20 protein-coding genes are annotated in these 24980 nt (G+C 59.1%); 14 read left to right on the top strand and 6 right to left on the bottom strand.

Annotated elements, in window-relative coordinates; genetic code table 11:
- The first annotated feature begins 79 nt into the window (after positions 1 to 79).
- The 9 genes from SMC3_RS04720 (at position 80) to SMC3_RS04680 (ending at position 10026) form a co-directional block, all read left to right on the top strand.
- Complete coding sequence (locus SMC3_RS04720; RefSeq protein ID WP_119089892.1) at positions 80 to 2716, top strand: valine--tRNA ligase; 2637 nt, start codon at positions 80 to 82, stop codon at positions 2714 to 2716.
- A gap of 12 nt (positions 2717 to 2728) precedes the next feature.
- A complete protein-coding gene (locus tag SMC3_RS04715) occupies positions 2729 to 4081 on the top strand; it encodes a bifunctional folylpolyglutamate synthase/dihydrofolate synthase (RefSeq protein WP_119087144.1) in 1353 nt (450 codons plus the stop codon).
- A 90-nt stretch (positions 4082 to 4171) separates the two neighbouring features.
- On the top strand, positions 4172 to 4594 hold the full coding sequence (locus SMC3_RS04710) for a zinc ribbon domain-containing protein (RefSeq protein WP_119087143.1): 423 nt from the start codon (positions 4172 to 4174) through the stop codon (positions 4592 to 4594).
- Positions 4595 to 5935: an electron transport complex subunit RsxC gene (gene rsxC, locus SMC3_RS04705; RefSeq protein WP_119087142.1), complete on the top strand. Its 1341-nt coding sequence runs from the start codon at positions 4595 to 4597 to the stop codon at positions 5933 to 5935.
- Entirely contained in the window at positions 5925 to 6917 is a 993-nt protein-coding gene (locus tag SMC3_RS04700) for an RnfABCDGE type electron transport complex subunit D (protein ID WP_119087141.1), read from the top strand. Before rsxC ends, SMC3_RS04700 begins: the two co-directional genes overlap by 11 nt.
- Positions 6914 to 7951 carry an FMN-binding protein gene (locus tag SMC3_RS04695; protein WP_119089891.1) on the top strand — a complete coding sequence of 346 codons (1038 nt, stop codon included), beginning with the start codon at positions 6914 to 6916 and terminating at the stop codon, positions 7949 to 7951. The genes SMC3_RS04700 and SMC3_RS04695 overlap by 4 nt, the downstream gene beginning before the upstream one ends.
- The gene (rsxE, locus tag SMC3_RS04690) at positions 7948 to 8616 is read left to right on the top strand and encodes an electron transport complex subunit RsxE (protein WP_119087136.1); all 669 of its coding nucleotides are present in this window, start codon (positions 7948 to 7950) and stop codon (positions 8614 to 8616) included. Before SMC3_RS04695 ends, rsxE begins: the two co-directional genes overlap by 4 nt.
- 8 nt (positions 8617 to 8624) lie before the next feature.
- Positions 8625 to 9203: an electron transport complex protein RnfA gene (locus SMC3_RS04685; protein WP_119087135.1), complete on the top strand. Its 579-nt coding sequence runs from the start codon at positions 8625 to 8627 to the stop codon at positions 9201 to 9203.
- Positions 9204 to 9210: 7 nt separating this feature from the next.
- Positions 9211 to 10026 carry an RnfABCDGE type electron transport complex subunit B gene (locus SMC3_RS04680; protein WP_119087134.1) on the top strand — a complete coding sequence of 272 codons (816 nt, stop codon included), beginning with the start codon at positions 9211 to 9213 and terminating at the stop codon, positions 10024 to 10026.
- Positions 10027 to 10110: 84 nt separating this feature from the next.
- Here the strand turns inward: SMC3_RS04680 and SMC3_RS04675 are convergent, their stop codons facing one another.
- The gene (locus tag SMC3_RS04675; protein ID WP_119087133.1) at positions 10111 to 10902 is read right to left on the bottom strand and encodes a DUF4388 domain-containing protein; all 792 of its coding nucleotides are present in this window, start codon (positions 10900 to 10902) and stop codon (positions 10111 to 10113) included.
- 174 nt (positions 10903 to 11076) lie between these two features.
- Between SMC3_RS04675 and SMC3_RS04670 the strand changes: the two genes are divergently transcribed.
- Positions 11077 to 13098, top strand: a complete 2022-nt coding sequence (locus SMC3_RS04670) for a hypothetical protein (RefSeq protein ID WP_119087132.1) — start codon at positions 11077 to 11079, stop codon at positions 13096 to 13098.
- 71 nt (positions 13099 to 13169) lie between these two features.
- Here the strand turns inward: SMC3_RS04670 and SMC3_RS04665 are convergent, their stop codons facing one another.
- Positions 13170 to 14228 carry a hypothetical protein gene (locus tag SMC3_RS04665; protein WP_119089890.1) on the bottom strand — a complete coding sequence of 353 codons (1059 nt, stop codon included), beginning with the start codon at positions 14226 to 14228 and terminating at the stop codon, positions 13170 to 13172.
- Positions 14229 to 14323: 95 nt separating this feature from the next.
- On the opposite strand from SMC3_RS04665, the gene SMC3_RS04660 reads away from it, so the two are divergent.
- From SMC3_RS04660 to SMC3_RS04645, 4 genes are read left to right on the top strand one after another with little or no spacing between them, the layout of a single operon-like run.
- Positions 14324 to 15658, top strand: coding sequence for an amidohydrolase family protein (locus tag SMC3_RS04660; protein ID WP_119087129.1), 1335 nt, complete (start codon positions 14324 to 14326; stop codon positions 15656 to 15658).
- A gap of 10 nt (positions 15659 to 15668) precedes the next feature.
- The gene (gene ade, locus SMC3_RS04655; protein ID WP_119087128.1) at positions 15669 to 17420 is read left to right on the top strand and encodes an adenine deaminase; all 1752 of its coding nucleotides are present in this window, start codon (positions 15669 to 15671) and stop codon (positions 17418 to 17420) included.
- Between the two features lie 12 nt (positions 17421 to 17432).
- Entirely contained in the window at positions 17433 to 18812 is a 1380-nt protein-coding gene (gene allB, locus SMC3_RS04650; protein WP_119087127.1) for an allantoinase AllB, read from the top strand.
- Between the two features lie 18 nt (positions 18813 to 18830).
- Positions 18831 to 19685: a class II fructose-bisphosphate aldolase gene (locus tag SMC3_RS04645; protein WP_119087126.1), complete on the top strand. Its 855-nt coding sequence runs from the start codon at positions 18831 to 18833 to the stop codon at positions 19683 to 19685.
- A gap of 79 nt (positions 19686 to 19764) precedes the next feature.
- On the opposite strand, the gene ftsH is transcribed toward SMC3_RS04645, so the two are convergent.
- From ftsH to SMC3_RS04625, 4 genes are read right to left on the bottom strand one after another with little or no spacing between them, the layout of a single operon-like run.
- Positions 19765 to 21678: an ATP-dependent zinc metalloprotease FtsH gene (ftsH, locus tag SMC3_RS04640; protein WP_207799666.1), complete on the bottom strand. Its 1914-nt coding sequence runs from the start codon at positions 21676 to 21678 to the stop codon at positions 19765 to 19767.
- Complete coding sequence (hpt, locus tag SMC3_RS04635; RefSeq protein WP_119087138.1) at positions 21679 to 22239, bottom strand: hypoxanthine phosphoribosyltransferase; 561 nt, start codon at positions 22237 to 22239, stop codon at positions 21679 to 21681. It abuts the gene before it with no gap.
- A gap of 37 nt (positions 22240 to 22276) precedes the next feature.
- Complete coding sequence (gene tilS / locus SMC3_RS04630) at positions 22277 to 23674, bottom strand: tRNA lysidine(34) synthetase TilS (protein WP_119087125.1); 1398 nt, start codon at positions 23672 to 23674, stop codon at positions 22277 to 22279.
- A gap of 8 nt (positions 23675 to 23682) precedes the next feature.
- A complete protein-coding gene (locus SMC3_RS04625) occupies positions 23683 to 24030 on the bottom strand; it encodes a hypothetical protein (RefSeq protein WP_119089889.1) in 348 nt (115 codons plus the stop codon).
- Positions 24031 to 24980: the final 950 nt, after the last annotated feature.

Below are 24980 nucleotides of genomic sequence, written 5' to 3'. Positions count from 1 at the left end.
GGGGCGAAGAGCCTCAGTTCAATTGACAAACAGCGGCCGCAGCTTATACTTGCAGGATACCGTCGTGGAGGTTTGAGCGATGACTCCAATCCAACTGGATCCGTTGTACGAAGCGAAAAAGCACGAGGAAGAGATCTATAGTCTATGGCTCAGCCAGGCGGCTTTTCATTCGGAGCCCAACCCCGACAGAACACCATTCGTTGTCATGATGCCGCCACCCAATATCACTGGGTACCTGCACATGGGACACGCTCTTCAATGTACACTCCAGGACATCGCAATCCGGTACAAGCGCATGAAGGGGTTCGAGGCTCTGTGGCTGCCGGGCATGGATCACGCCGGCATCGCCACACAGGCAGTCGTCGAGCGTCAGATCAAGGAACAGGGGCTGACAAAGGAAGGACTTGGGCGCGACGAATTCGTCCGTCGCATCTGGGAGTGGAAAGAGAAGTACGGAGGCATTATCCTGTCCCAGCTCAAGAAGCTCGGCGTCTCTGCTGACTGGGACCGTCTGCGCTTCACACTTGACGAACCGTATGAGCGCGCTGTCAAAACCGCCTTCGTCCATTACTATGAGAAGGGCCTTCTCTACAAGGGTCAGCGTATCACCAACTGGTGCCCCCATTGCCACACGGCCATCTCCGACATCGAGGTCATGTACGCAAACGAGAAGGGCCATCTCTGGTACGTCCGATACCCGTTCGCCGATGGCTCGGGGTCCGTCACGATTGCCACCACGCGCCCGGAGACCATCCTCGCCGATGCAGCCGTCGCTGTCAACCCGACTGACCCACGCTACACGGATATCGTCGGCAAAGAGGTCATCGTCCCCGTCGCCAACCGGACGATCCCGGTGATCGCGGACGAAGCCGTCCTGCTGGACTTCGGCACGGGCGCCCTCAAGATCACTCCCGGCCACGACCCCACAGACTTCGAGGTCGGCCGGCGACATGACCTTCCGAGCATGGCTGTCATTGGTCTCGACGGCCTCATGAACGAGAACGCCTTGCACTATAGTGGCATGTCTGTGGTTGAAGCCCGTGAGAAGATCGTGGCCGAGATCGATGCCCTGGGGCTGCTGGAAAAGGTGGACGACTACGAACACAGCGTTGGGCACTGCTCGCGCTGCGCCTCTACAATTGAGCCCATCGTTACGGACCAGTGGTACCTGCGCATGAAGGACCTGGCCGCCAGAGCACTCAAGGCTGAACGCGACGGCAAGGTCGAAATCCTGCCGGTCAAGTGGCGGAAAGTCTATGAAAGCTGGCTGGAAAACATCAACGACTGGTGTGTTTCCCGTCAGTTGTGGTGGGGTCACCGCATCCCGGTCTACCATTGCGAGGACTGCGGGGAGGTCATCGCCTCCGTCGACACCCCGCACGTGTGCCCGAAATGCGGCAGCAGTCATATCACCCAGGAAAGTGACGTCCTGGATACGTGGTTCAGCTCGGCCTTGTGGCCGTTCGCTACGCTGGGATGGCCTGAACAGACTGCCTCTCTCACCTACTACTACCCGACGTCCTTGCTCATCACCGGATACGATATCATCTTCTTCTGGGTCGCTCGCATGGTCATGTCCGGCCTCGAGTTCATGGATGACGTTCCCTTCCATACGGTCTTCATCACGGGCCTTGTCCGCGATGAGCAGGGACGGAAGATAAGCAAGTCGCTCAAGAACCAGGTGGATCCACTGGACCTCATCAGTACGTACGGCACCGATGCCCTGCGATTCACGATGGCCTCCCTCTCCACCTACGGAGGACAGGACATCCTGCCCTCCGACCAGAAGCTGCTGTCGTCGCGCAACTTCATCAACAAGCTCTGGAATGCGACACGCTTCGTCGTCGCCAATGTGGACGTCAAGGAGACGCTGGCCGGCCCCCGTCTATCCGACGATCAGTTTGGATTGTTCGATCGATGGATTTTGACGCGCCTGGCCGATGCAACGCGCGACGTGACAGCCAAAATGGACGTGTACGACTTCGGCGAGGCTTCGCACCGGCTCTACGAGTTTGTCTGGGGCGACTTCTGCGACTGGTACATCGAGCTGGCGAAGATCCCGCTCCGCGACGAGGCCAGAGCACCCGCAACCCGCTGGGTACTGGCATATGTCCTGGAAAACACGATGCGCCTTCTCCACCCGTTTGTCCCGTTCGTCACCGAGACCATCACGCAGCAGCTGTACGGCGGCGACCATCTGATGGCGACGACGGCGTACCCCGAAGCCGATGGAATGACCACCTACGACAAGAACGCCACACAGGCCGACTTCCTCATCGGGTTCATCAAGGCAGTCCGGAACCTCAAGGCGGTCTTCCATCTGCCGCCAACCGAGAAACAGAGCGTGGTGGCGGTCGGGGCGGAAAGCGACATCGCGGCAATCATGGCAAATGCGGAGGCAGTCAAGTTCGTTGGACGGTTTGCCGACATCGGCACGGAGCTGGATTCGACCCAGCGCTACATCAAAGGCGCCTACGGGACGATGCAGGTCATGATCCTTGCGAAGTCGGACTTCGACTATGAAGGCGAGCTCAAGGTCCTCGCGGGCAAACTGGAGCTCCTGCACGCAGATACCACCAAGCTCGAAGCTCGGCTGGGCAACCAGGACTTCCTTGCACGTGCGCCGGCCGAAGTCGTCGACAAGGACACACAGAAACTGGAAGACCTCAAGGCTGAGGAACAGCTCATCGCAACCTTCCTGCAGGGGCAGGGCTAGACCTGGCACGGCGTGCAGACTCGCGAGCGAAGAACAACGTACGCTGAAGCACTCGATTGCGTCTTCTCACTCTCCAAGTTCGGCTCGAAGCTGGGCCTGGAGAGAATTCGTCGTATCATGGCCTGTCTGGGAAACCCGGAACGGCAGCTCCGATTCGTTCACGTGGCAGGTACCAAGGGCAAAGGATCGGTCTGTGCGTTCACAGCACGTATCCTCGAGGAAGCCGGCTACACCGTCGGCCTTTACATCAGTCCCTCACTCGTGGATGTCGGCGAACGCATCTCGGTCAACGGGACCATGCTCTCGCCGGAGGACTTCCTTGACGCGTTCGACGCTGTATGGAGTGCGATTGGCAGCGTCTCGGAAGATGATCCTGTCACGGTCTTCGAGGTCTTCACCGCCATGGCGATCGTGCACTTCGCCCGCAGGAAGGTCGACATGGTCGTGTGGGAAGTCGGTCTCGGAGGACTGTACGATGCTACCAATGTCATCCCCGTGCCCGAGGTTGCCGTCATCACAAATATCGGACTGGAACATACAGACCGGCTTGGCAACACCGTCGAAGAGATCGCGACCCAGAAAGCCGGCATCATCAAGCTGGGAGGCATCACGGTCATCGGCCACCAGGACTACCCTGCCGCCCAGGCGACCCTGCTCGCCCAGGCCGAGACGATGGAAAACCAGATTGCCCTTGCTGGACGAGACTACGCCTTCTCCTCGCAGCGGTTCACACCGGACTCCGTCACGTTCGACTATGCCGGTGTGATCCTTAGGCGACAGGTTTCGCTCCCTGACGTGACCATCTCGCTTCGCGGGACTCATCAGGTCCAGAACGCGTCAAGCGCCATCACGGCGGTCGTCGCTCTGGCTGTCAAGGATGGCATCGACGTGCCTGAACCTGCAATGCGACGTGCCCTGGGGCAGACTTTCTGGCCCGGACGCATGGAGCTCGTTCCCGGTACTCCAACGATCCTTCTGGATGGTGCACACACGCAGACAGCCGCCAAGTACCTGGTGGAATCACTGCATGCCCATTTCCCCGGCCGGCGGTTCACCATGCTGTTTGGCGTGCTCATGGACAAGGATATGGACGGTATCGCCGGTATACTGGCTCCAGAGGTAGACACCGTCGTCCTGACCCGCGTCCCTGACAACGGCCGGACTGCCAGCCCGTGGGAACTGGAGGAGAAGTTCCTGCGCCACCATCCCCACGGTTCCATCATCGTAGAAGACGACGCAGAGAGGGCATACGAGAAAGCCCGAAGCTTGACACCAGATGGCTCGTGGTTGCTCGTGACAGGCTCCCTGTACCTTGTGGGAGCAGTCCGCAAGCTCATGGGTCTCTACACATTCGTGCGTCCATGATATTCTTTCGCACCGGGAGGTGACATCATCACTACACTACTGGTTCAATTCTGGCAGAACACCGTCATCCCGAACTTCAGTTCCATCCTGTTGGGTGCGGCCGTTCTTGTCGCTGTCATCCTCATCTGGATCATCAAGGACACCTCGAGGAGAGGCGCCAATACCCTTGTCTGGTCAGTCTTCACAGTGATCGGCCTCGGGTTGCTGCCACTGATTATATACTTTCTGGTCCGCGACCCCCTGACCCTGGACGATCACATGGCGGACAAGTTGAACAATGACGTTCTCAAGCTCGAGAGAAGCTACTATGCATTCCTCATGGACGAGCAGGACAGAAAATGCCCGGTCTGTGGACACGAAGTGAAGTCAAGGTACCGGTTCTGTCCCGCATGTAGCAATGAACTCCACACGGTATGTCCGGCATGCGGCGAACTCATGGAAACAAACTGGAAATCGTGCCCCCACTGCGGGCACAAGGTTGAACAGCCTGAAGTGAAAGGAGAACTGGTCTAGATGAGTCTGAAAACATTCAGAGGTGGCATTCACCCTCCTGAACACAAGGAATCAACGAGAGACCTGCCCATCGAGCGGGTCCCGACGCCCAAGTCCGTCGTCATTCACCTGACACAGGCTATTGGGGCTCAGAACCAGCCTCTGGTAAAGGTCGGAGACCGGGTGGTCAAGGGACAGATGATCGGCGACGTCCAAGCCTGCCCGGCAGCCACCGTCCATGCGTCGATCACCGGTATCGTCCGCAAGATCGAGCCTGCTCCCCAGAGCAATCTGAAAGACGGCATGGCCGTCTTCATTGAAGCCGACGGCACCGATGAGACAGCATATATGGCGCCACTCGATGCTTTTGCCTGCTCACGTGAGGAGGCGATCAAACGCTTGCGCGATGCCGGTATCGTCGGCATGGGCGGAGCATCCTTCCCCACTGACGTCAAGCTGGCTCCCCCAGCAGACAAACCCATAGACACGATTATTGCCAATGGGGCGGAATGCGAGCCATATCTGACCATCGACTACCGGACGATGATGGAATCGCCGGCAGATGTCGTCGAGGGACTGGCCATTGCGGCTCACATTGTGGGAGCCACGAGAGCAATCGTCGCCATTGAATCCAACAAAGCGGACGCTCTGCCTGTCATCGAACAGCAGTTTGCCGGACATAGTCACGGCATCCGCATGGGGACCATCATCGCTGCAACCAAGTACCCAGAAGGTGGCGAGAAGATGCTTATGAAGGCTATTACCGGTCGCGAGGTCCCCTCGAAGGGCCTCCCGTTTGACATCGGCGTCATCTGCCAGAATGTTGGGACGCTCAAGGCTATCAAAGAAGCGTTCATCGACGGAAAACCCCTCATCGAACGTGGGTTCACTGTCTCAGGCGGAGCCTGCAAGACGCCAAAGAACCTGTACGCCCCCATCGGGACAGTGATCGCCGATCTTATTCCCGACGTGATTCAGATGAGCGACGACGTCCGCAAAGTCATTTTCGGCGGTCCCATGATGGGCGTCACCGTACCATCGCTGCAGACTCCGATCGCCAAGGGCACCAGTGGCGTCCTGTTCTTCACTGCCGCTGAATCAAAACAGTACGAGGAGCGTCTGTGCATCCGCTGTGGCCGCTGTGCAAATGCCTGTCCCGCACAGCTGATGCCTATGCTGATGAATGCTGCACTGGATGCAAACGACGTGAACCGTGCCGACGCCATCGGCCTTGTTGACTGCTTCGAATGCGGTGCCTGCAGCTATGTCTGCCCAGCACGTATTCCTCTCACCCAGCGGTTCAAGCTCGGCAAGGATCTTCTGCGCAACCAGCGTGCCAAGGAGGCTCGCCATGGAAAATAAGACGATGAAGCTTGTGTTGTCCGGCGCACCGCACTTCGTGACCGGCTACGATATTCAGAAAACGATGGGTATGGTCATCATCGCCCTGCTCCCGGCCCTGGCAGGCGGCGTTTACTTCTTTGGACTCCGGGCGCTGCTTGTCACAGCGGTATCTATTGTCAGTGCCGTTGCAGCCGAATTCCTGTTCCGCAAGGCGCTTCGCCGCGAGACACACGTCACCGACCTGTCCGCCGTTGTCACAGGGATGCTGCTCGCGCTCATCCTGCCGGTGTCCTCACCGCTGTGGATGGCTGCGATCGGTTCCGCGTTCGCCATTATCGTGGCCAAGGAGCTGTTCGGCGGTCTCGGCGGCAACTTCGCGAACCCTGCTCTCGTGGGACGTGCCGTTCTGCTGATGAGCTGGCCGGCGTTCATGACGCGCTGGTCTCCCTCTCTGCACGCGGCTGTCGTCGATGCAACAACGACTGCGACGCCTCTGGGTATCCTCAAGCTGGGTGGAACCATCACCGACGTCATGAAGAGTGTCGGAGCCAGTGGAAAGCCGGCTCTGTACCTTCAGATGTTCCTTGGCAACCACTCAGGCAGTATCGGTGAGACATCTGCGTTACTGCTCCTGCTGGGAGCAGCGTTCCTGGTGGTGACGCGAGTCATCGACCTGCGGACACCAGTCGCCATGATCGCCGCGACATTCGTCGCATCCTGGCTGTTTGGACAGGACCCGACCTTCTCAGTGCTGGCCGGCGGCATCTTGCTGGGAGCCTTTTTCATGGCCACAGATTATGTCACGACCCCTGTGACACCCATTGGCAAGTGGGCTTTTGGTATCGGTGCGGGACTCATGACGGTTCTCATCCGTCAGCTCGGCAACTTCCCTGAGGGTGTCACCTACGGCATCCTGCTCATGAACGTCCTTGTTCCCTATCTGGACAAGATCATCCCCCGCAAATTTGGATTCGTGAAGCCCAGGAAGGTGAACGCATGAAACGCTGGCAGATGATCAAGCTGGGACTTATCCTGGCAGTGTACACCATCGTCGGCTGCGTCGGGCTTGCATTCGTCTACAACAGCACGAGCAAGACCATCGCACAACGTCAGGAGGCCGATCTTCAGGCCGGTCTTCACGAAGTGTTCCCCACGGCCACTGGATTCACCCCAACAGACAAGGTGAAGTCCCCGAACTCCACGATCGTCTTCGATGCGGCGTACACAGCGGACGGCCCTTCGGGCTCGCTCGGCATAGCTGTCAAGGCCCATGGCCCCAGCTACGGTGGCCCGACGACCTTGATCGTCGGCGTTTCGACCGATGGAACCATTACCGGCGTGAAAGTCCTCGAAAACAAGGACACCCCCGGTCTCGGCGCGAATGCTGCAAATCCCAAATATTACGTCGACAAAGCGACCAAGACAACCTTCCCGGGCCAGTTCGCCGGCAAGAAAGTCAGCGATGCCTTCATCGTCAAGCAGGATGTGACCGCCATCACCAGCGCAACTATTACGAGCCGATCCATTACGAACCTGGTTCAGGCCGTCGCCAAGGCCGCCTCCGACGCCCTCGGCACTGCAGGCTCCGCACCGGTCCCCTCCTCACCGAGCTCCAGCGCTGTCCTTCCATCGGCCGACACCGTCCGACCGTCCTCCAGGGCCGCGACGTCCAGCGTTCCTGGCGTCTCCATCCTGGAAACCTTGGTGGGAACAAAAGCCGGAACGATCGTCGGCGCGTCCGGGAAGGCCACGGCAAAGAGTTATGACGGTGATGTCACTGTTCTCGTCGGCGTTTCGACCGACGGAACCATCACCGGCGTGCAAATACTGGAATGCACCGACAGCCTGGGCAGCCCGATTCTCGCGCCGGAATTCGCCCAGCAATTCGTGGGCAAGAAAGCAGGCACCCCTCTCGAGATCGGCACGAACATCGACGCAGTCTCAGGGGCAACACTCAGCAGCAGGGGGGCCACAGCGCTCGTGAAAGCGACTGCGGACGCGCTGGTCACAGCTCTGGCAGGAGGTGGACTATGAAACGCCTATTTGGTGTCTTCGTCAACGGCCTCATCATCGAGAACCCGCTGTTTATCATCATGATCGGTCTCTGCTCCTCGATGGCCGTAACGACCACAGTCGCCAACGGCATTGGCATGGGCGTCGCACTGACCTTCGTCCTGGTCATGTCCGAGCTCATCATTTCGCTGTTCCGGAACCTGATTCCGGAAAGCATTCGCATGCCTATCTTCCTGATCGTCATTGCCGCATTCACGACCATCATGGACCTCGAGATGCAGGCGTACTTCCCTGTCCTTTCCAAGTCGATGGGCGTCTTCATCCCGCTCGTCGTGGTGAACTGCATCGTCATGGGACGTGTCGAGGCATTTTCCTCCAAGCAGCCCGTAGCTGACTCCGTCGTAGATGGTCTGGGCATGGGAATCGGATACACATGGGTCCTTATCGCCCTTGCGGTAGTCCGTGAGTTGCTGGGCAATGGTACGCTTCTGGGATTCCAGATCATGCCGGCATCCTTCTCACCTATGATCTTCTTCATCTTGCCACCTGGCGGCTTCCTCGTCTTTTCCCTCTGGATGGCTGCAAGCAACAACCTGCGCCGAAAACTGCTGGCAGGCAAAAAGCCGGAACCGACCCAGGATAGCTGCTGCACGCTGCCCGAAAACGGTTCGGCCGAAAAGGCATAGGAGGAAAGATGACTGACCTGATCAAGATCTTCGTCGCAGCGTTCCTCATCAACAACATCATCCTCATGCGCTTCATCGCGCTCTGCTCCTATATCGGCATGACATCCGACGTGGGGCAGTCCGTAGGTATGGGGCTGGCCGTGACTTTCGTCACCGTGATGGCTTCAGCCGTCACATGGCCCATCTACTACTGGATTCTCAAGCCGAATGGTTTGGAATTCCTTGAGATTCTGGTCTTCATTGTGGTCATCGCCGCGCTGGTCCAGCTGGTAGAGTTCTATCTCAAGAAGAGCGTACCCACGCTCTACCACGCCATGGGCATCTATCTGCCTCTGATCACGACCAACTGCGCCATCCTGGCCGTCACGTTCGACCAGATCACGTTTAACTACAATTTTGTGCAGTCCATAGTCTTTTCGATCGCCGTGTCCCTGGGATATCTGCTTGCAATGCTCCTCCTGGCGGGTGTGCGTCAGCGGCTCAAGAATTCTCCGATTCCCTCCTTCATGATGGACACGCCTATCCTGTTCCTCACGACAAGCATCATTGCAGTGGCGTTCATGGGTTTTGCTGGGCTCATCAAGTGAGGTCGCGATGAAAATCATCCTCGAAACAGCAATCATCGCTGCGGTCCTCGGTTTGCTTATCGGCGTTGCCCTGGGCTTCTTCCGCGAGAAGTTCGCGGTCCCCAGCGACCCGCTGGTCGACAAGATCCGAGCCATCCTCCCTGGTGCCAACTGCGGCGCCTGCGGCTTTGCTGGCTGTGACGCCTACGCGATTGCGGTCGCTCACCAGACGACCACTCCCGACCGTTGCACGACGGGCGGCAAGAAAGCGGGCGACCAGATCGCCGCACTGCTCGGCCTCACATCCAGCGCAGTCGACCAGATCGCCGTTCTCGTGTGCCAGGGATCCAAAGACAAGGCCCCTCTCAAGGCCGACTATGAGGGCATCCAGTCCTGCCGCGCCGCCAAAATAACGACGGGGGGCACGAAGCTGTGTCAGTGGTCCTGTATCGGCCTGGGCGACTGCACCAGAATCTGTCCGTTCGACGCACTCCATATGGGAGACGACGGCCTTCCTCATGTAGACACGGTCAAGTGTACCGGGTGCGGAAAGTGCGTCGATGCGTGTCCTCAGAACGTTCTCACCAGGGTCTCACGCGCCAAGAAGGGCGCTATGCCTCTCTGTTCCAATCGGAATCCCGTGAAATCAAAGGTCATCGCGACATGCAAGATCGGCTGCATCAAGTGCGAGATATGTGTCAAGTCCTGCCCCGAAGGAGCCATCCACATGGAACGCGGACTCCCTGTGGTGGATGAGCACCTGTGCACCTCATGCGGCATCTGCGTCGCCAAGTGTCCCACAAAGGTCTTCAAGCTCATCGAGAAGGACATCGTCACGTCCTGATTGTCGAGAACAGCTCAGTCGTCATGCGGCAAACCCCCAGCCATACGGCCGGGGGTTTGGTTTTCTGGGTCCTGACGCAGCGTCTCAAGGTGCGAGGGTGACGTCGACCTCCTGACTGTCGCGCACACCGCACAGCCGGCAACTAGGTGCCGACATTACGATGCTCTTGCCCAATCCCTGTCTCGCCAACGCAGTAAAGACATGCCCTCCGACAAGCACCCGTCCCGCGAAAACCCCCGATGCACGCCATCCAGCAACGATCTCCTGGTCGAGTTCGACGGCTTCCTCCTCCCGGGTGTACCCCTTAACCACGGTCAGACGGACTCGAATGGTACCCGCGGGCATGATCTGTCCAGTCCGCTGCACGAGTCCGCTGAGGAGCAGGGAGGACAGAGCCTTCTTGACCGCGAACGGGTCTCGTCCCTCGCTCAGGTGCCGCAACGTGCAACGCTGGGGGATCTGGGCCAGGAGCAGCCACTGCAATGGTGTCAGTGAAAGCGGGTCTGCGAATGACAGCATCAGCGTCAGTTTCTCGTCGACGTCAGGAAGCACAGGAGCCATCGTGTCCGTCTCGATGTGCGTCTGCTGCGAGACACTCGACAATTGGGACTCGTCCACGTGCATCGAGGGCGCCGGTATCTGTTCATCCTCGTAGAACATGAACTGTCCAGCAGAGAATGCGGCCAGCGCACTGACCAGGGCTTCCGGGCCATGAACACGACCGTGGATCGCCTCGACAATCGCCCCTGCGTCAAAGTACAGCGAGCTCTCGGCAGCGTTGTCTTTCAGAACGAGGCGTCCCGATTTGCCGCCCCTCATGATAAGAGAAACGACCTCATCGACGCTGAATCCCGATAGATCACCAGCCAATGGCATGCGCACCTCCACATTGACGTCCGAATGTGCATCACTCTTTTCAATATTGGCATTATACTTGCTGTATCAGTCCGCACAAGCTGACCGGGCGAGACAGCACACGGGCAGGCCCTGCATTATTGCAAAACGGTGAATGGCCTGTAACATTCTTGCTACAAGGATGGTGCGCATAGTATGAGAAAACGAGCGAGAAGCGTTCTGACAGGACTTCTGGTACTCTGCTGCGTCGTTGCGGGCTTTGTGCCCGTGGTGCATGTTCAGGCGGATTCGTCCAGCTCGGCTGGACGCAACATCGTCGTCACGAAGAATGCCGATCTCGTACGTACGGCCTATCCGCTCGCCGTCTCGGCACAGACAGCTGCTCCCGTGGAATCACCATCGTCGGGACCCTGGCAGACGGCGTGGGCTTGGATCCAGAAAGCAGTTCACTCGACCGGTATGTGGATTGCAGAAGCAACTCACTCGACTGGTACGTGGATTGCAGAAGCAACTCACTCGACCGGTATGTGGATTGCAGAAGCAACTCACTCGACTGGTACGTGGATTGCTTCTCTGTATATGAGCACCCGTGATTTCTTCGTCTCGGGTCAGGCACTGAAAGTTGTCCAGACCGCGACGCAGGCGATCACAGATTTCGCCGTCCGGTTGTTTCTGCCTCTGTCTGTGCTGGTTGTGCCAATTCTGGAACGCACGGTGTCCGGCCTCTCGGTAACGCCCGAGCTTGTGGCTGTGTGGATGTTCTGGATCATCGTCGTTCTTGCCCTTATCATCCTCATCCTCGCTCTGCGTCCCCGGCACAATATGCGCAAGCGCCTGCCGAGGGTGACACCCAGGACAGCAGGGCAGGGAGAAAACACCATAGAGTTCGGCCTTGTGGAACAAGGCCCAAAACCGTCGTCCGCGACATCGTTCAATCAACTGGCACAAACCCATGAGAACCAGGAAACACCGCCTGTGCAGGAACCGGCAGCCCAGCTCGCAATGACGGAGGAATCATCTCATGCCCGGCTCGATTCACCGTCGGTCCCGGAGATTTCCCTGGAGCCACTTGGCTTCTTCGCCGGCGCAGATACGATGCCCACGACAGTGCCCACTATGCCTGCCACCATGATTGCATCGGCTGAGCCACCACTTTTGGAGTTCACCCCGCCCGAGACAGAATTGCCCGCGACTCAGAACAAACTATCGGAACCCGTCACGGCCACTCCAGCAGTTCCAGCCGACGCTCTTTCGGAAGCCCTCCTCCCGCCTCCACAGGAGAGTTCCTCGGCCCAGGAATCGCCCACAGAAACGCTCCTCGAACCTTTCCCTGAACCCGAACTAAGACCCATCGGGCAAGAAGCTCCGGTCCAGCCCATCGAGTCGGAGGGCAACGTTTCTGCCACTGTGTTGCCTCTCGAGCAACCCATGCCTGCTGAGGAAACTTCGGTAACCCAGGAGACCCTTCAGACTGAAGAGACTCCCGTTCCAGAAGCACCTGTTGCTCCGCAACATGGTTCCATCGAAGAGCCGGTTTCGACGGAGGAAATGACTATTCCTGTCCATGAAGAAGCCCCTGTCGAAGTCGAACCCGTTGAGCCGGACCACGAATCTCCGGGGGCGCAACTGCCAGAGACCAATCCGCCGACACCGTCCAGCACCGACCTTTTATCGCGGCTGTTGGATGACGAAGAGTCTTTCGAGCAAACCATGGTTGCGGCTGGCGCCACAGCAGGCGTCGCTGCACCTGTACCCCCGTTCGTACCGGCTCCAGCAAACAGGCCGGCCCCACAGCCCTCTGTCTTCTCAGGCAATATCGAACTCGACACGCTGTTACACAACGGCGTTGTCACCGATGCCGGCGCGCTGGCGCAGCTGTTCCGTGGCGGGTATCGCAATCGTATCTCCAAACTCGCCGTGTCGGCCAAGGACCTGCAGAACGTGCCAGAGGAGATGCGGCAGGTGATCAAGCTCACTGTCGTCGCTCTGTCCCCCATCGAGCTGTCGATTGCCCGGGACTTGGCAATGCGCCTCGAGACGCCGGGATTTGTCGGCGAAGCTCTGCTGGTGGCCAAGAAGATGGGGTATGAGAACTATCTCACGACGTACAAGAACATCTCGAAAAACTACAAAGACGTCAGTATCGTCGACACAGCCAGTCTCAAGGCACCAGAGATATCGACGGAATCCGGCGAGGATCTTATTTCCTTCAGCTAGGCCCGGGCGGACACAGAGCATGAAGAGGGGCGCACGTGTGCGCCCCTCTTCATGCTGACCTCCTTGAGAACCTACTTCCTGTATGTCGATACCTCGGCGTACTCCTTGAGACACCACCCACAGGCGACACACGCCGCACGCCGCACGAGTGGTATGTCGTCTTGTCCTTCCTCGATCGCGCCCATCGGGCAGACAAGCGTGTCGAAGTTCTCTGGACGCCTGGAGAACCGGAAAACAGGTGGAACGCCAAATGCACTGTGGACAGGGGGCCTCTGCCAGAACCCATCGGGCACTCGTGCCCGCAGTTCATCCAGCGCGATATTGGAGGCAACGTCCGCCGTTCTGCCACGACGCCCCCTGCCGATACGTACCGACGCTGAAGAGCTGAATGGCGACCAGGAAACCCTGCCGCCACTTGCGATGAGCGCGTAGCCGTCCAGCTCTTCGGGATCGATACCAGCCAGGATCACGCCAGTCTCGACGGTTCTCCCGTACGTTTCTTCGCGGGCGCGTTCGCCGTCGAGGACACCGAACAGGAAAGCTCCCCTGATCGCCGACCAGACATCCAGGAGAGCCTCTCCCATCAGTCCATATGCAGCATAGCTCAGGACCTCCGTCCGCGTCTTTGTGGCAAGGCAGTCGAGGACCGTGGCGAAGATGCCGTGGACGCCGGAGAACCTGTTGAGATCCAGGCCGCGCGCAACGACGAACAGGTCGGCCTCGGCGAGGCACCGTGACACGAACACCTGCTTGATGTATCGACGCTCGGGGGTCTCCATCTTGTGTAGTTGGCGTGCATAGGACCTCATGGGTACCGTCAGGGACTCGTACTCCCCGGAGATGATCTCGATCAGGTCGCCACGTTCGCCCAGCAGACCCGTCAAAGCGCTGCGATATGCCTCATCGTAGCCGGCCAGAGACCTTGCGGCAAGATCGACCCGGGCGGCCCCGGACAGCGTCCGCACCGTCCGTTCCACCAGGTCCAGCCGTACCGGGAGGTCGCCAAGCAACACAAGAACTCGCTTGCCATCAATCCCCTGTGGCTCCATCCAGTCGAACACATTGTCGAGCGCCTGAGTGCGAGCATCGATCTCTTGTCCCAATGCTTCTATCATGACTGTCTGACTCATGGTACCTCCTTGCCCAGGACAGTATATATGGTTTCGCAAAGGCATCCGTGCTTTGACAAAGAGTTGCACGCAGGGTACAATAAGCAACAACCATTATGAACAAGCTGCTCATAAAGAACGGAACACTGCTGACCATGGGTGGCGACCGTCAGCCCAGTAAGGCTGACCTGCTCGTCGCTGATGGACGTATCAAGCGCATCGACACTGCCATCGGCCGCGGCGAACGCCCTGACGTCACGATCGACGCCTCAGGCATGTTTGTCCTTCCTGGTCTGATCTTCGGCCATGCTCGCCTCGGTTTCAGCCTGCTCCGTGGTCAGACCGACCAGATCCTGGACGATGCAGAGCGCGAGAGAACGGCCCTCAGACTTGTTGCAGGCCTTTCTCCCGAACAGGTTCGTTGCTCGGCTGAACTCGGCATCTGTCAATCGATACGCAGCGGCGTCACGACGCTCTTCGAAGGCGGCTCGATGCGCCACACGGACCAGATCCTCCAGGCAGCCCGCACGCTCGGGTTCAGGCTCATCGGCGGACGCATGCTGGCCGACCGAACGCCGGATTGGCCCGAGGCTCTGCGTATGTCGCTCCGCGAACAGATGTCCGACGCACAGGCGCTTGCCCACGACATTGCATCGAGTGACGAGGATGGCTTGCTGCGATATGCGGTGAGCACCACAAACCCTCCGTTCTGTACTGATGAGTGCCTGACCCAAGCCAAGGCATTGGCTGACGCAGGCGGCTACCCCCTTAAGATCGTCCTCACAACGGACAAGAGCCAGGTCGAGCGCATGCGCCGCGAAAGCGGCTTTCAGGAGCTGGCTTCTCTCGAGACACTGGGAGTCCTGGGCGAGAACACGTTCCTCGTCAACCCATCGTTTGCCTCGGAACTGGAACAGAACGTCATCCGCAAAGCCGGTGCGCGCGTTGTCATCAACGTGTCGACTGACCTGAAACTCGGCCGCCCCCTGTCCCGCCTCCCCGAGTTTGTCCGGAAGGGAACACCGGTTCTGCCCGGATTCGACAGTCCCCTGTATGGAGGGAGAATGGACGCCATACGTGAGCTCACCGTCCTGGCAACGGCCTTTCGACCGCAATATGGCCCACAGACAATGACTCCCGAGCAGGTCCTCTCCATGGTGACCGTGGATGCCGCAAAAGCACTCGGCATGGACGAAGAACTGGGAACGCTGGAACCGGGCAAGCGAGCCGACATTGTGCTCGTGGACCCTGGACGGGACGTTTTCGCTCAGCCGGGAGCTCACACGAACGCGTACTGTCGACTGGTCTACGAGGCATCCACAAGCAACATAGCGTGCACTATCATCAATGGAAAAATCGTCTACCGTGATGGCCAAGTCATCGGCTATGACGAGGAAGCGCTTATCGAACAGGCAAACGCCGAGCTTGTCCGCATCCTGGAAAAGGCCTGAGGTAAGACGCATGAACAGCAAAACTCAGACAGCTCAGGAACGCATCGCACGGCTGATCGACGTCGCAGCCGGACGCATACCGGCGGACGTGGTCGTCAGGAATATCCACCTGGTCAACGTCTTCGACGGGCACATCGAGGACGATGTCGACATTGCGTTGTCAGGCAGTCAGATCGCAGGAATCGGGCGGTATGACGGCGTGACGGTCGTCGACGGCAAAGGCGCCTATGCTGCGCCCAGTTTCATCGATAGTCATATGCATATCGAGAGTACCATGGTCGTCCCCGGCGAATTCGCCAAGGTGGCGCTCGCATGTGGCACTGGCGCAGTGATCGCAGACCCGCATGAGATCGCCAACGTCGCTGGAGCACGCGGCATCCGGTTCATGCTCGAGGCTACGCGCAACTCTCCGCTGGATTTCTACTTCATGCTTCCCTCCTGTGTCCCGGCCACGCACCTTGAGACGAACGGCGAGTCACTCGACGCCGATCGGCTGTCGGAACTGAGCCACAACCCGCGAGTCCTGGGTCTTGCGGAGTTCATGAACTACCCTGGCATCCTGTTCAGGGATCCGGCAGTCCTGGCCAAGCTGGCCGCCTTCGACGGACAGTTGATCGACGGACACGCGCCCTTCATCACTGGGCGAGACCTGGAGGCATACATCGGCGCTGGTATCTCTACCGACCACGAATGCACGACGGCGGATGAAGCCCGCGAGAAGCTGGCTCGCGGTATGTGGATCATGATGCGCGAGGGATCGGTGACACGGGATGTGAAAGCCCTGATCCCATTGCTGACCAAAGAGAACATGCACCGCATCATGCTGGCGACAGACGACCGGCACCCGTCCGACCTGGTTGCGGAAGGGCATATCAACTATGCAGTCAACCTGCTGCTTGAAGCGGGGATCGACCTCCCGACCGCCGTACGCCTTGGTTCGCTCAACCCGGCCACTCACTACAACCTCTCCCGCAAAGGTGCCATTGCCCCCGGCTACTGGGCCGACTTCATCATCTTCCCGGACCCGCAGCACGTCCAGCCGTCATCCACCTACGCGAAGGGAAAACTTGTAGCGAGGGACGGTGCCTGGCTGGGCCCCGACGACGGGCATCCTTCGAGGAGCTACGGCATCAAGAACAGCATCAACATTGCCACTCCTACCTACCAGAGCCTGCGTGTCAAGGCCGAGCCGGGCAAGCAGCTGCGAGTCCTGCAGCTGATACCCCATCAGGTTGTAACCGACGAGCGCCGCGTGAACGCAAGAGTCGACACGCACGGCTATGTCGTGTCGGACACCGATCAGGACGTCCTGAAGGTGGCAGTCTTCGAACGCCATCACGCTACCGGGCGCGTGGGCGTGGCGTTCATCAGCGGCTTCCAGATGAAACAGGGAGCGGTGGCGTCATCGATTGCCCACGATTCCCACAATATCGTCGTGTGCGGCGTTACCGACCGCGACATGCTGCTGGCCGTACAGCAGGTCGCCTTCATCGGTGGCGGCCTCGCGGTGACGAACAACGGACACGTTGTCGGTTCTCTCCCTCTCCCGTATGGCGGTCTCATGTCCGACCTGTCCGTACCTGAGGTCGCGGTCCGTCTGGATGATCTGGGAAAGATCATGCGCGACGCAACAGGTTGTCCGCTGGACGATCCGTTCATGACACTGGCATTCATGGCTCTTCCAGTCATTCCAAAGCTCAAGATCACGGATTTTGGCCTGATCGACGTTGAGAAATTCAAAGTTGTCAGTCTGTTCATCTAAGGGAGGTTTACCATGCAGAAGCTCTTTCAGAACGCTCAGATAGCACAGCCTGACGGCACGCTCCTGGCAGTCGACATTCTGGTCACAGACGGTATCATCGAGAAGTTCTCTCCCGCACTCGGTGAGCCTGCTCCGGCTGAAGTCGCCGCCATCGACCTGCATGGACTCTTTGTCATGCCGGGCGGAGTCGACGGACATGTCCACTTCGACGATCCCGGCTTCACGGAACGTGAGGACTTCGGCACCGGTACGATGGGAGCTGCCGCCGGCGGTGTCACCACCATCGTCGACATGCCGTGCACATCGCTTCCGCCGGTGACCACGCCCGACAACTTCAAAACCAAAATGAGAGCTGTCGAGTCCAAGGCCTACGTCGATTACGCATTCTGGGGCGGAACGACCCCAACCTTCATCGACAGCGGCGCCTTCCGCCGACTATTGCCGGAACTCAAGGAGCTGGGCGTCGTCGGCATCAAGGCCTATACTATCTCGGGCATGCAGACCTATCCGCGCCTCGATACGCGCCAGATGGTGATGCTCTTCGAGGCTGCACGCGATTTCAACATGCTGGTGGCGGTGCACGCCGAAGACTACTTCCTTGCCACGTACTACACCGACAAGATCATTCGGGAGGGCCGTTCGGACCCCCTGGCGTACAAGGACGGCCGCACGTACGATGCAGAACCTCTCGCGGTCTCCACAGTTCTTGCTCTCGCCCGACGCGAGCATACGCGTGTCCATATCGTCCACATGTCGACTTCCGCAGGTGTCGACCTTGTCCGGCAAGCCAAGGGTCAGGGCATCGACGCCACGACCGAAACCTGCCCACACTACCTGTTGCTCAACCGAGAGGACTTTGTGCGCCTGGGCAGTCTGGCCAAGTGCACGCCGCCGTTGCGCGACCGCTATGATAACGAAGTGCTCTGGGCGGGTCTGCTGGACGGGACCATCGACTATGTGACGACCGATCATGCAGCCGGCATCTACCCTCGGGAAAAGGTCACGGACAACATCTGGAATGCCTACGCAGGCATGCCGGGCGTTCAGCTCCGTGTCCCGTTGATGCTCTACGAGGGCTGCACGGTCCGGGGCATGAATCTGTACCGTTTTGGCGAAATCATGAGTACCAACCCGGCGAAGCGTCTTGGCTTATTCCCGCGGAAAGGTATACTTGCAGTCGGTTCCGATGCTGATTTCGCCTGCATCGACCTGAATGCACCGATGACTGTGCACGCCGAAGACCTCTACGCCAAGAACAAGTACACGCCCTTCGAGGGACGGGAGCTGCGAGGCGTAGTCCGCCAGACGTATGTGCGTGGCAGTCAGGTCTACGACAGTTCGGGGGAGTTCCCTGCAGGAGCCGGCTACGGAAAATTCATCAAGGCTGTCTAACCACGTGGAGGTGGCACAATGCTGGTAACGTTGAAAGAAGTCACACAGGACGCACTCAAGAACCACTACGCGGTCGGCGCGTTCAACATCCACAACCTGGAATATGCCAAGGCTGTTGTCGAAACCTCGTATGAGATGAAGGCGCCCGTCATCCTCCAGATCTCGCAGGGTAGCTCTGATTTTGCGGGGCTCGAAGAACTGTGCATGATCGCCCGTCATTACGCCGGCAAGTATGCCATTCCCGTCGTCGTGCACCTCGATCACGGCAAGAGCTTCCTGCGCTGCGTCGAAGGACTGCGTGCCGGGTTCAGCTCCGTCATGTTTGACGGTTCGTCGCTGCCATATGCCGAGAACGTCGCCATCACGCGTCAGGTCGTCGAAGCCGCCCACCAGGTAGGCGTGGCAGTCGAAGCGGAGATCGGCAAGGTCGGCAAGTCTGAGGACGGCGCAAGCACCGAGGCCGAGGATATGCACTACACCGCGGTCGACGAGGCAGTTCGCTTTATTGGCGATACGCACGTCGACGCCCTGGCCGTATCCATTGGAACAGTCCACGCCATGGCCGTCCAGGCAGCCCATCTCGACATCGCACTCTGCCGCAAGCTGCACGAAGCCATGCCGACTGTGCCGCTTGTCATGCACGGCGCCTCCGGCGCAGTGGATGAGGATGTCAAGCAGGTCATCCTGCTGGGCATCAGCAAGATCAATATTGCGACCTTCCTGCAGAAAAAGGCCGCTCTCGCCGTCAAGGCGATGTTCGAGCAGACCCCGGACGCCATTGGGTTCCGGGATCTTGCAAAGCCACAGTTGCAGGCCATCATGGACGGCGTGCGTGGCAAAATCGAATTGTTCGGCACTGCCAACCGCGCCTGAGAACGCTACAGGCTTCCAGGACATTCAAAAGGCCCCAGCCGTCAGGCTGGGGCCTTTTCCTGATATTGCTGTGTCTCGACTAGGAAGCAGGCTGTGTGCTCACCGGCGAACCAGACTGTGAAGCGGGCGCCTGAATGTGGACAGTGCTCGCCGTCAGATCGATGACGCCCCTGAGCGCCTCTTCGAGTTCCGGCCCCTGCAGCGTTTCTTTGTCCAGCAGGACAGTCACCAGATTCTCCAGTACGACACGGTTCATCTCCAGGACTTCGGTCGCGCGCTGGTACTGCTCTTCGACCAGGCGTCTGGCCTCGGCGTCGATGGTCTGAGCGGTCTCCTCACTGTAGTTGCGCTCCTCACTGAGTTCCTTCCCGAGGAACACCAGGTCACTGGTCTTGCCATAGGTAAGGGGACCGAGTTTCTCACTCATGCCATATGCACGGATCATGCGGTGGACAACGTCCGTGGCACGCTCGAGATCGTTCGAAGGTCCGGTCGAGATACTTCCCAGGAAGAGTTTCTCGGAAGCACTTCCGCCGAGCAGGCCGGCAACGTCCCTGAGGAGTTCCTCGCTGGTGCGCATGTACCGGTCTTCTGTGGGGAGCTGCAGCGTGAACCCGAGGGCCATGCCGCGTGACACGATACTGATGCGGTGGACTTCTTCACGTGCGGCCAGAGCCTTGCCGACGACAGCATGCCCGGCTTCATGATAGGCGATGCGCCGGCGCTCGTCGTCGCTGATGATTCTCGACTTCTTCTGTGGTCCAGCGATGACCTTGTCGATGGCTTCCTCGACCTCTTCCATCGTGATATCCGCCTTTCCCCTGCGGACAGCAAGCAATGCACTCTCATTCAGCAGGTTCTCCAGATCGGCTCCTGTAAATCCGGCGGTCTCCTTGGCGATCGTGCCAAACATGACGTCAGCCACGAACGGCTTGTCCGAAGCGTGCACCTTGAGGATCTCCTCCCGTCCCTTGGCATCCGGCAGATCGACGACAACGCGCCGATCAAAGCGACCCGGGCGCAACAGAGCAGGATCCAGAACGTCAGGCCGGTTCGTTGCCGCAAGGATGATGATGCCCTTGTTCGCATCAAAACCGTCCATCTCGACGAGTAGTTGGTTCAAGGTCTGTTCACGTTCATCGTTGCCGCCGCCGATGCCTGCGCCGCGATGGCGTCCCACGGCATCGATCTCATCAATGAACACGATGCATGGAGCATATTGTTTCGCCTGTGCGAACAAGTCCCTGACGCGGCTTGCGCCCACGCCGACAAACATCTCGACGAACTCCGAACCCGACACGTTGAAGAACGGCACTTTGGCCTCGCCGGAGATTGCACGCGCGAGCAGTGTCTTTCCACAACCAGGAGGCCCAACCAGCAACGCGCCCTTGGGAATCTTGGCGCCCATTACCGAAAATTTCTTGGGGTTCTTGAGGTAGTCGATCAGCTCGCCCGTCTCTTCCTTGGCCTCATCCAGACCCGCAACGTCCTTGAACGTCACACGCGGGCGGTTGTCCATGAACAGCTTGGCTTTGCTCTTGCCGAACCCGAACACCTGGTTGTTCTGTCCTCCCTGCATGCGCTGCATCATGAAGAACAAGAACCCGATCAGCAGCACATACGGCAGGACATTGGTCAGCAGCATCACCCAGATGCTCGTCTGTGCCTTGTTGAAGTCCCCCTGCACACCCTTTGCGATCAGCAGCGGATACAGGCTGGCATCGTACAACGGCGCGATGGTTGTGAACTTCGTGCCATCCTTCAGCGTCCCCGTGCCGGTCTGGACAACGTCGGCAATCTCAAACTTGACGTCCTTGACCTCTCCAGCCTGAACCTTGGTTACGAAATCGGTATATGTGAGTTGCGCCGGCTGGGCCACAGGAGTCTTGAACAGCGAATAGGCGCCCCATAGTATGGCAAAGAGAAGCGCCCATCCGATGAGCTCTTTCAGCAGATTCGGGTTTGAGCCTCCGTTCTTCTTCTGGTTGGCCACTTATCCCTTCTCCTCTTTTCTCTTCTCGTAAACCTCGGGTTTCAGGACGCCGACGAATGGCAGGTTCCGGTAGTTCTCGTCGTAATCCAGCCCGTAACCGATGACAAACTTGTTGGGAACCTCAAACCCGCAGTACTTGATGTCCACGTCCACCTTGCGGCGCTGCGGTTTGGAGAGGAACGTGCAGATCTCGATACTGCTGGGGCCCCTCGTCTTCATGAGATCGACCAGTGCCTTCATCGTAAGGCCTGTGTCGACAATATCCTCGACGATGATGATGTCGCGGTGCGCCACGTTGGCGTCGACGTCACGCGTGATCTTGATCACGCCCGTGCTATCCAAGTTGGTACCGCCATAGCTGCTCACGCCCATGAAGTCCACCATGACGTGAATCGGCACCGAGCGTATGAGATCGGAAAGGAACACGACGGCGCCCCGCAGAATGCAGATCATCAGCGGGTTCCTGCCCTCGTAATCATGTCCTATCTGCTGTCCCAGCTCGGCTGTGCGTTTCTGGATTTCCTCGGTCGAGACCAGAACCTCGAGTATTTCATCTCTCATGTCCATGTATTCTACCCCGCTCCCACTGTGAGACAACTTAGCACTGTGAACTATAGTATACAATGCGCAGGAAGCGGCGCGACTCAACTGTTACCACTCCTGCGGCGCTGCGAGCGAGGGCGGGCACCCAGATAATGCCATCTGCATCGCACACGACGGGACGCCGCGCCCGCAGCACCCGGTCGACCTTTGCGTCGACATACAGGTCCTGCAGCTTGTGTTGATGCCCCCCAAACGTCGTCATGCGGTCACCAGGCCGTGCGTGGCGTACCGTCAGCGGCAACCGCAACGCGTCCACGTCGAACCATGCTTCCTTCGGCCCGACGTCCCTTAAGTCTGACGGAACGTCCGCAGGCGTCTTCTCCTCGAAGGTCAGGCGCCTCCGAAACCAGTCGATTGTTGCAGGGAGCTTCGCTATCTCCTGAGGCTCCTGGACACGACCGGTGAACGCGGCGCCATAGACATAAACGTGCTGGTAACCCACCTCCAGCGTCACACGGTCATCCAGCGTTACGCGCACGCCTGTCCTGCCGTTCCGTATGGCCTGGGTACTCCGCGTCAACCGTTCGAAGCTGGGACCGACGCCCGACGTGGCGAAAATCTCCTCAAGTGCATATTGCAGCAGGGGATCAGGTAGGCTCGCAAGTGCCCCTTTGGCAAGGCGCAACGCTCCCGGATGCCTTCCATCGCCCGCTTCCAGGATCTCGATGTTGTCGGTCACCTGCTCGGTCTGCCGCTCAAACAACTCACATGTGGCACGCGCCATGTTCGCCGTTCGCGCGACGGCCGTCTTCGCGGCAGGAAACCGGCTCTCGATCAACGGGATCACGCTCGTACGGATGAAGTTCCTCTCGTGCCGCTCGTCCGCATTTGACAAATCCTCCCGCCAGACGAAACCTTGCGCCCGCAGCCAGCCCTGAAGCTGTTCTTTTGACACTGCGAGCAGCGGATGGATGAACATCCCCGCCCGCGGCGCCATGCCGGACATCCCCCGCAAGCCAGTCCCCTTGAGAAGTCGAAACAGAACCGTCTCAGCCTGGTCGTCCTGCGTGTGAGCCGTTGCGATGCATGCAGCTCCTGTCTTGAGCGCCGTCATGCGGAGAAAGCGAAGCCGCAGTTCCCGGGCCGCTTCTTCGAGGCTCAGATGATGTTCGGAAGCGTACGCGCCCACATTGTCGGATCCTGTTTCGCAGGGCACGTTCAGTGAGCCTGCCAGTCCCCGCACAAACGCCTCGTCCGCATCACTTTCGGCACCGCGGAGCTGATGGTTGAAATGGGCACAGACCACGTCGAGATGACAGCTTTCCCGCAATGAGCAGAGAAGGCGTAGCAGCGCGACCGAATCCGACCCACCCGAAACGGCGACGACCACCCGGGTACCAGGGACCAGCAGCTCAAGAGAGGTGCAGTATGACCAGACGTCGTCCTGAAGCATGAGCCTGATCAGCTGTCAGCAAGCAGTTCGCTGAGCAGGAGCTCGACGTCGTGTCTTCGCCTGCCTGAACGGGTGAATGCCCGCAGGCACTCGATGGCCGTGGCACGTCTCCCCCAACCGTTCATGATTCTCACTGAACGCATCAGGAGTTCAGGGTCGTCCGGTCGCAGCGCAATCGCCTTCTGCAAGAACATCGTGGCACGTTCCGTCTCGCGTGCCGCACCCAGAGCCATGGCCAAGTTATAGTAGCAGACGGAGGCGGCACCCGGGAGAGCGATGGCACGGGCCAGCGCTGTTACCGCGATGGACGTCTTGTTCTGGGCAAGAGCATTCGTCCCCTTGTGGTGCCAGTACATGTACTCGGTTGGGGCAAGCTCGGCTGCCTGAGCGAACTCGATCCCGGCCTGCTCNNTCGGGGAACCTGGCAGTCAGATCGGCAAAGATCTCGATGGCCTCGTCGTTCAAGCCACATGCACTCGAGGCAACCGCAAGATTCTTGCGCGTCACGTCGTCGCCGGGCAGGACCTTCGTGGCTTTGACAAAGACACCACGTGCTTCTTCCCATCTGCCCTGGCCGTACAGATAACTGCCGTACGCGTTCAACGAAGCGCAGCGACGGGCACCCTCGTTCTCACTGGACTCGTCGATTACCTCTGGTTCAACAGCTCGTGGTCTTCGTGCCATCTCAACCTCCCTCTCCGCCGTGCCTCTGGCGAGAGTGCGTTAGTCTCTGAACCGCCCGCAGGGCCAGATTGCAGCAACCGACCGCTTCGCTCTCATTTACTAGTGTAGCGAAAAAACATAACTCACAAAGGCCGCCACAATCGATGTAAACACGCCGACCTGTGTTATATCAGTATAGCCGCGTTGTGCGCCACCGCCACATCGTGGTGCCCTCTCGAAGGCGGGGACCCATACGTCATGACTGGACTGGATTCCCTGACGGATTGGCGCAGTTGAGGCCCCGGTGTTGTGTGGTATCATAAGGTGCCCGAACAACCATGCTCTTGAGGAGGAATCGATGAAAGCAGGAAAACTGGGGTCTGAGAATGTCATATGGGACCTGAGCGCTCTGTACGCGAGCCTTGACGATCCGCGCATCGCACGCGACATGAAAGCGGTGCGACGGGACGCCGCCGCTCTCGCTGCAGAGTACCACGGCAGGGTTGCAGCCGGCAAGATTTCCCCCGCCGAGCTCAGGAAGTTCATGGTCGAAGAAGAGCGCATCAGCTCCGCGACCGGCCGCCTCGGTGAGTATGCAGAGCTCATGCTCACGACAGACAACCTGGACGAAGGCGCCAAGAGC

The organism is Candidatus Cryosericum hinesii, assembly GCF_003570985.1.
GTDB classification, from domain to species: Bacteria; Caldisericota; Caldisericia; order Cryosericales; family Cryosericaceae; genus Cryosericum; species Cryosericum hinesii.
This window is presented reverse-complemented; position numbering and strand designations above follow the sequence as displayed.

Excerpts from the sequence above, each read along its gene's own strand:
- SMC3_RS04720 (WP_119089892.1), top strand. The coding sequence starts at position 80 with ATGACTCCAATCCAACTGGATCCGTTGTACGAAGCGAAAAAGCACGAG.
- rsxC (WP_119087142.1), top strand. The coding sequence starts at position 4,595 with ATGAGTCTGAAAACATTCAGAGGTGGCATTCACCCTCCTGAACACAAG.
- SMC3_RS04700 (WP_119087141.1), top strand. The coding sequence starts at position 5,925 with ATGGAAAATAAGACGATGAAGCTTGTGTTGTCCGGCGCACCGCACTTC.
- SMC3_RS04695 (WP_119089891.1), top strand. The coding sequence starts at position 6,914 with ATGAAACGCTGGCAGATGATCAAGCTGGGACTTATCCTGGCAGTGTAC.
- rsxE (WP_119087136.1), top strand. The coding sequence starts at position 7,948 with ATGAAACGCCTATTTGGTGTCTTCGTCAACGGCCTCATCATCGAGAAC.
- SMC3_RS04685 (WP_119087135.1), top strand. The coding sequence starts at position 8,625 with ATGACTGACCTGATCAAGATCTTCGTCGCAGCGTTCCTCATCAACAAC.
- SMC3_RS04680 (WP_119087134.1), top strand. The coding sequence starts at position 9,211 with ATGAAAATCATCCTCGAAACAGCAATCATCGCTGCGGTCCTCGGTTTG.
- SMC3_RS04675 (WP_119087133.1), bottom strand. The coding sequence starts at position 10,902 with ATGCCATTGGCTGGTGATCTATCGGGATTCAGCGTCGATGAGGTCGTT.
- SMC3_RS04670 (WP_119087132.1), top strand. The coding sequence starts at position 11,077 with ATGAGAAAACGAGCGAGAAGCGTTCTGACAGGACTTCTGGTACTCTGC.
- SMC3_RS04665 (WP_119089890.1), bottom strand. The coding sequence starts at position 14,228 with ATGAGTCAGACAGTCATGATAGAAGCATTGGGACAAGAGATCGATGCT.
- SMC3_RS04660 (WP_119087129.1), top strand. The coding sequence starts at position 14,324 with ATGAACAAGCTGCTCATAAAGAACGGAACACTGCTGACCATGGGTGGC.
- ade (WP_119087128.1), top strand. The coding sequence starts at position 15,669 with ATGAACAGCAAAACTCAGACAGCTCAGGAACGCATCGCACGGCTGATC.
- allB (WP_119087127.1), top strand. The coding sequence starts at position 17,433 with ATGCAGAAGCTCTTTCAGAACGCTCAGATAGCACAGCCTGACGGCACG.
- SMC3_RS04645 (WP_119087126.1), top strand. The coding sequence starts at position 18,831 with ATGCTGGTAACGTTGAAAGAAGTCACACAGGACGCACTCAAGAACCAC.
- hpt (WP_119087138.1), bottom strand. The coding sequence starts at position 22,239 with ATGAGAGATGAAATACTCGAGGTTCTGGTCTCGACCGAGGAAATCCAG.
- tilS (WP_119087125.1), bottom strand. The coding sequence starts at position 23,674 with ATGCTTCAGGACGACGTCTGGTCATACTGCACCTCTCTTGAGCTGCTG.
- SMC3_RS04625 (WP_119089889.1), bottom strand. The coding sequence starts at position 24,030 with ATGTACTGGCACCACAAGGGGACGAATGCTCTTGCCCAGAACAAGACG.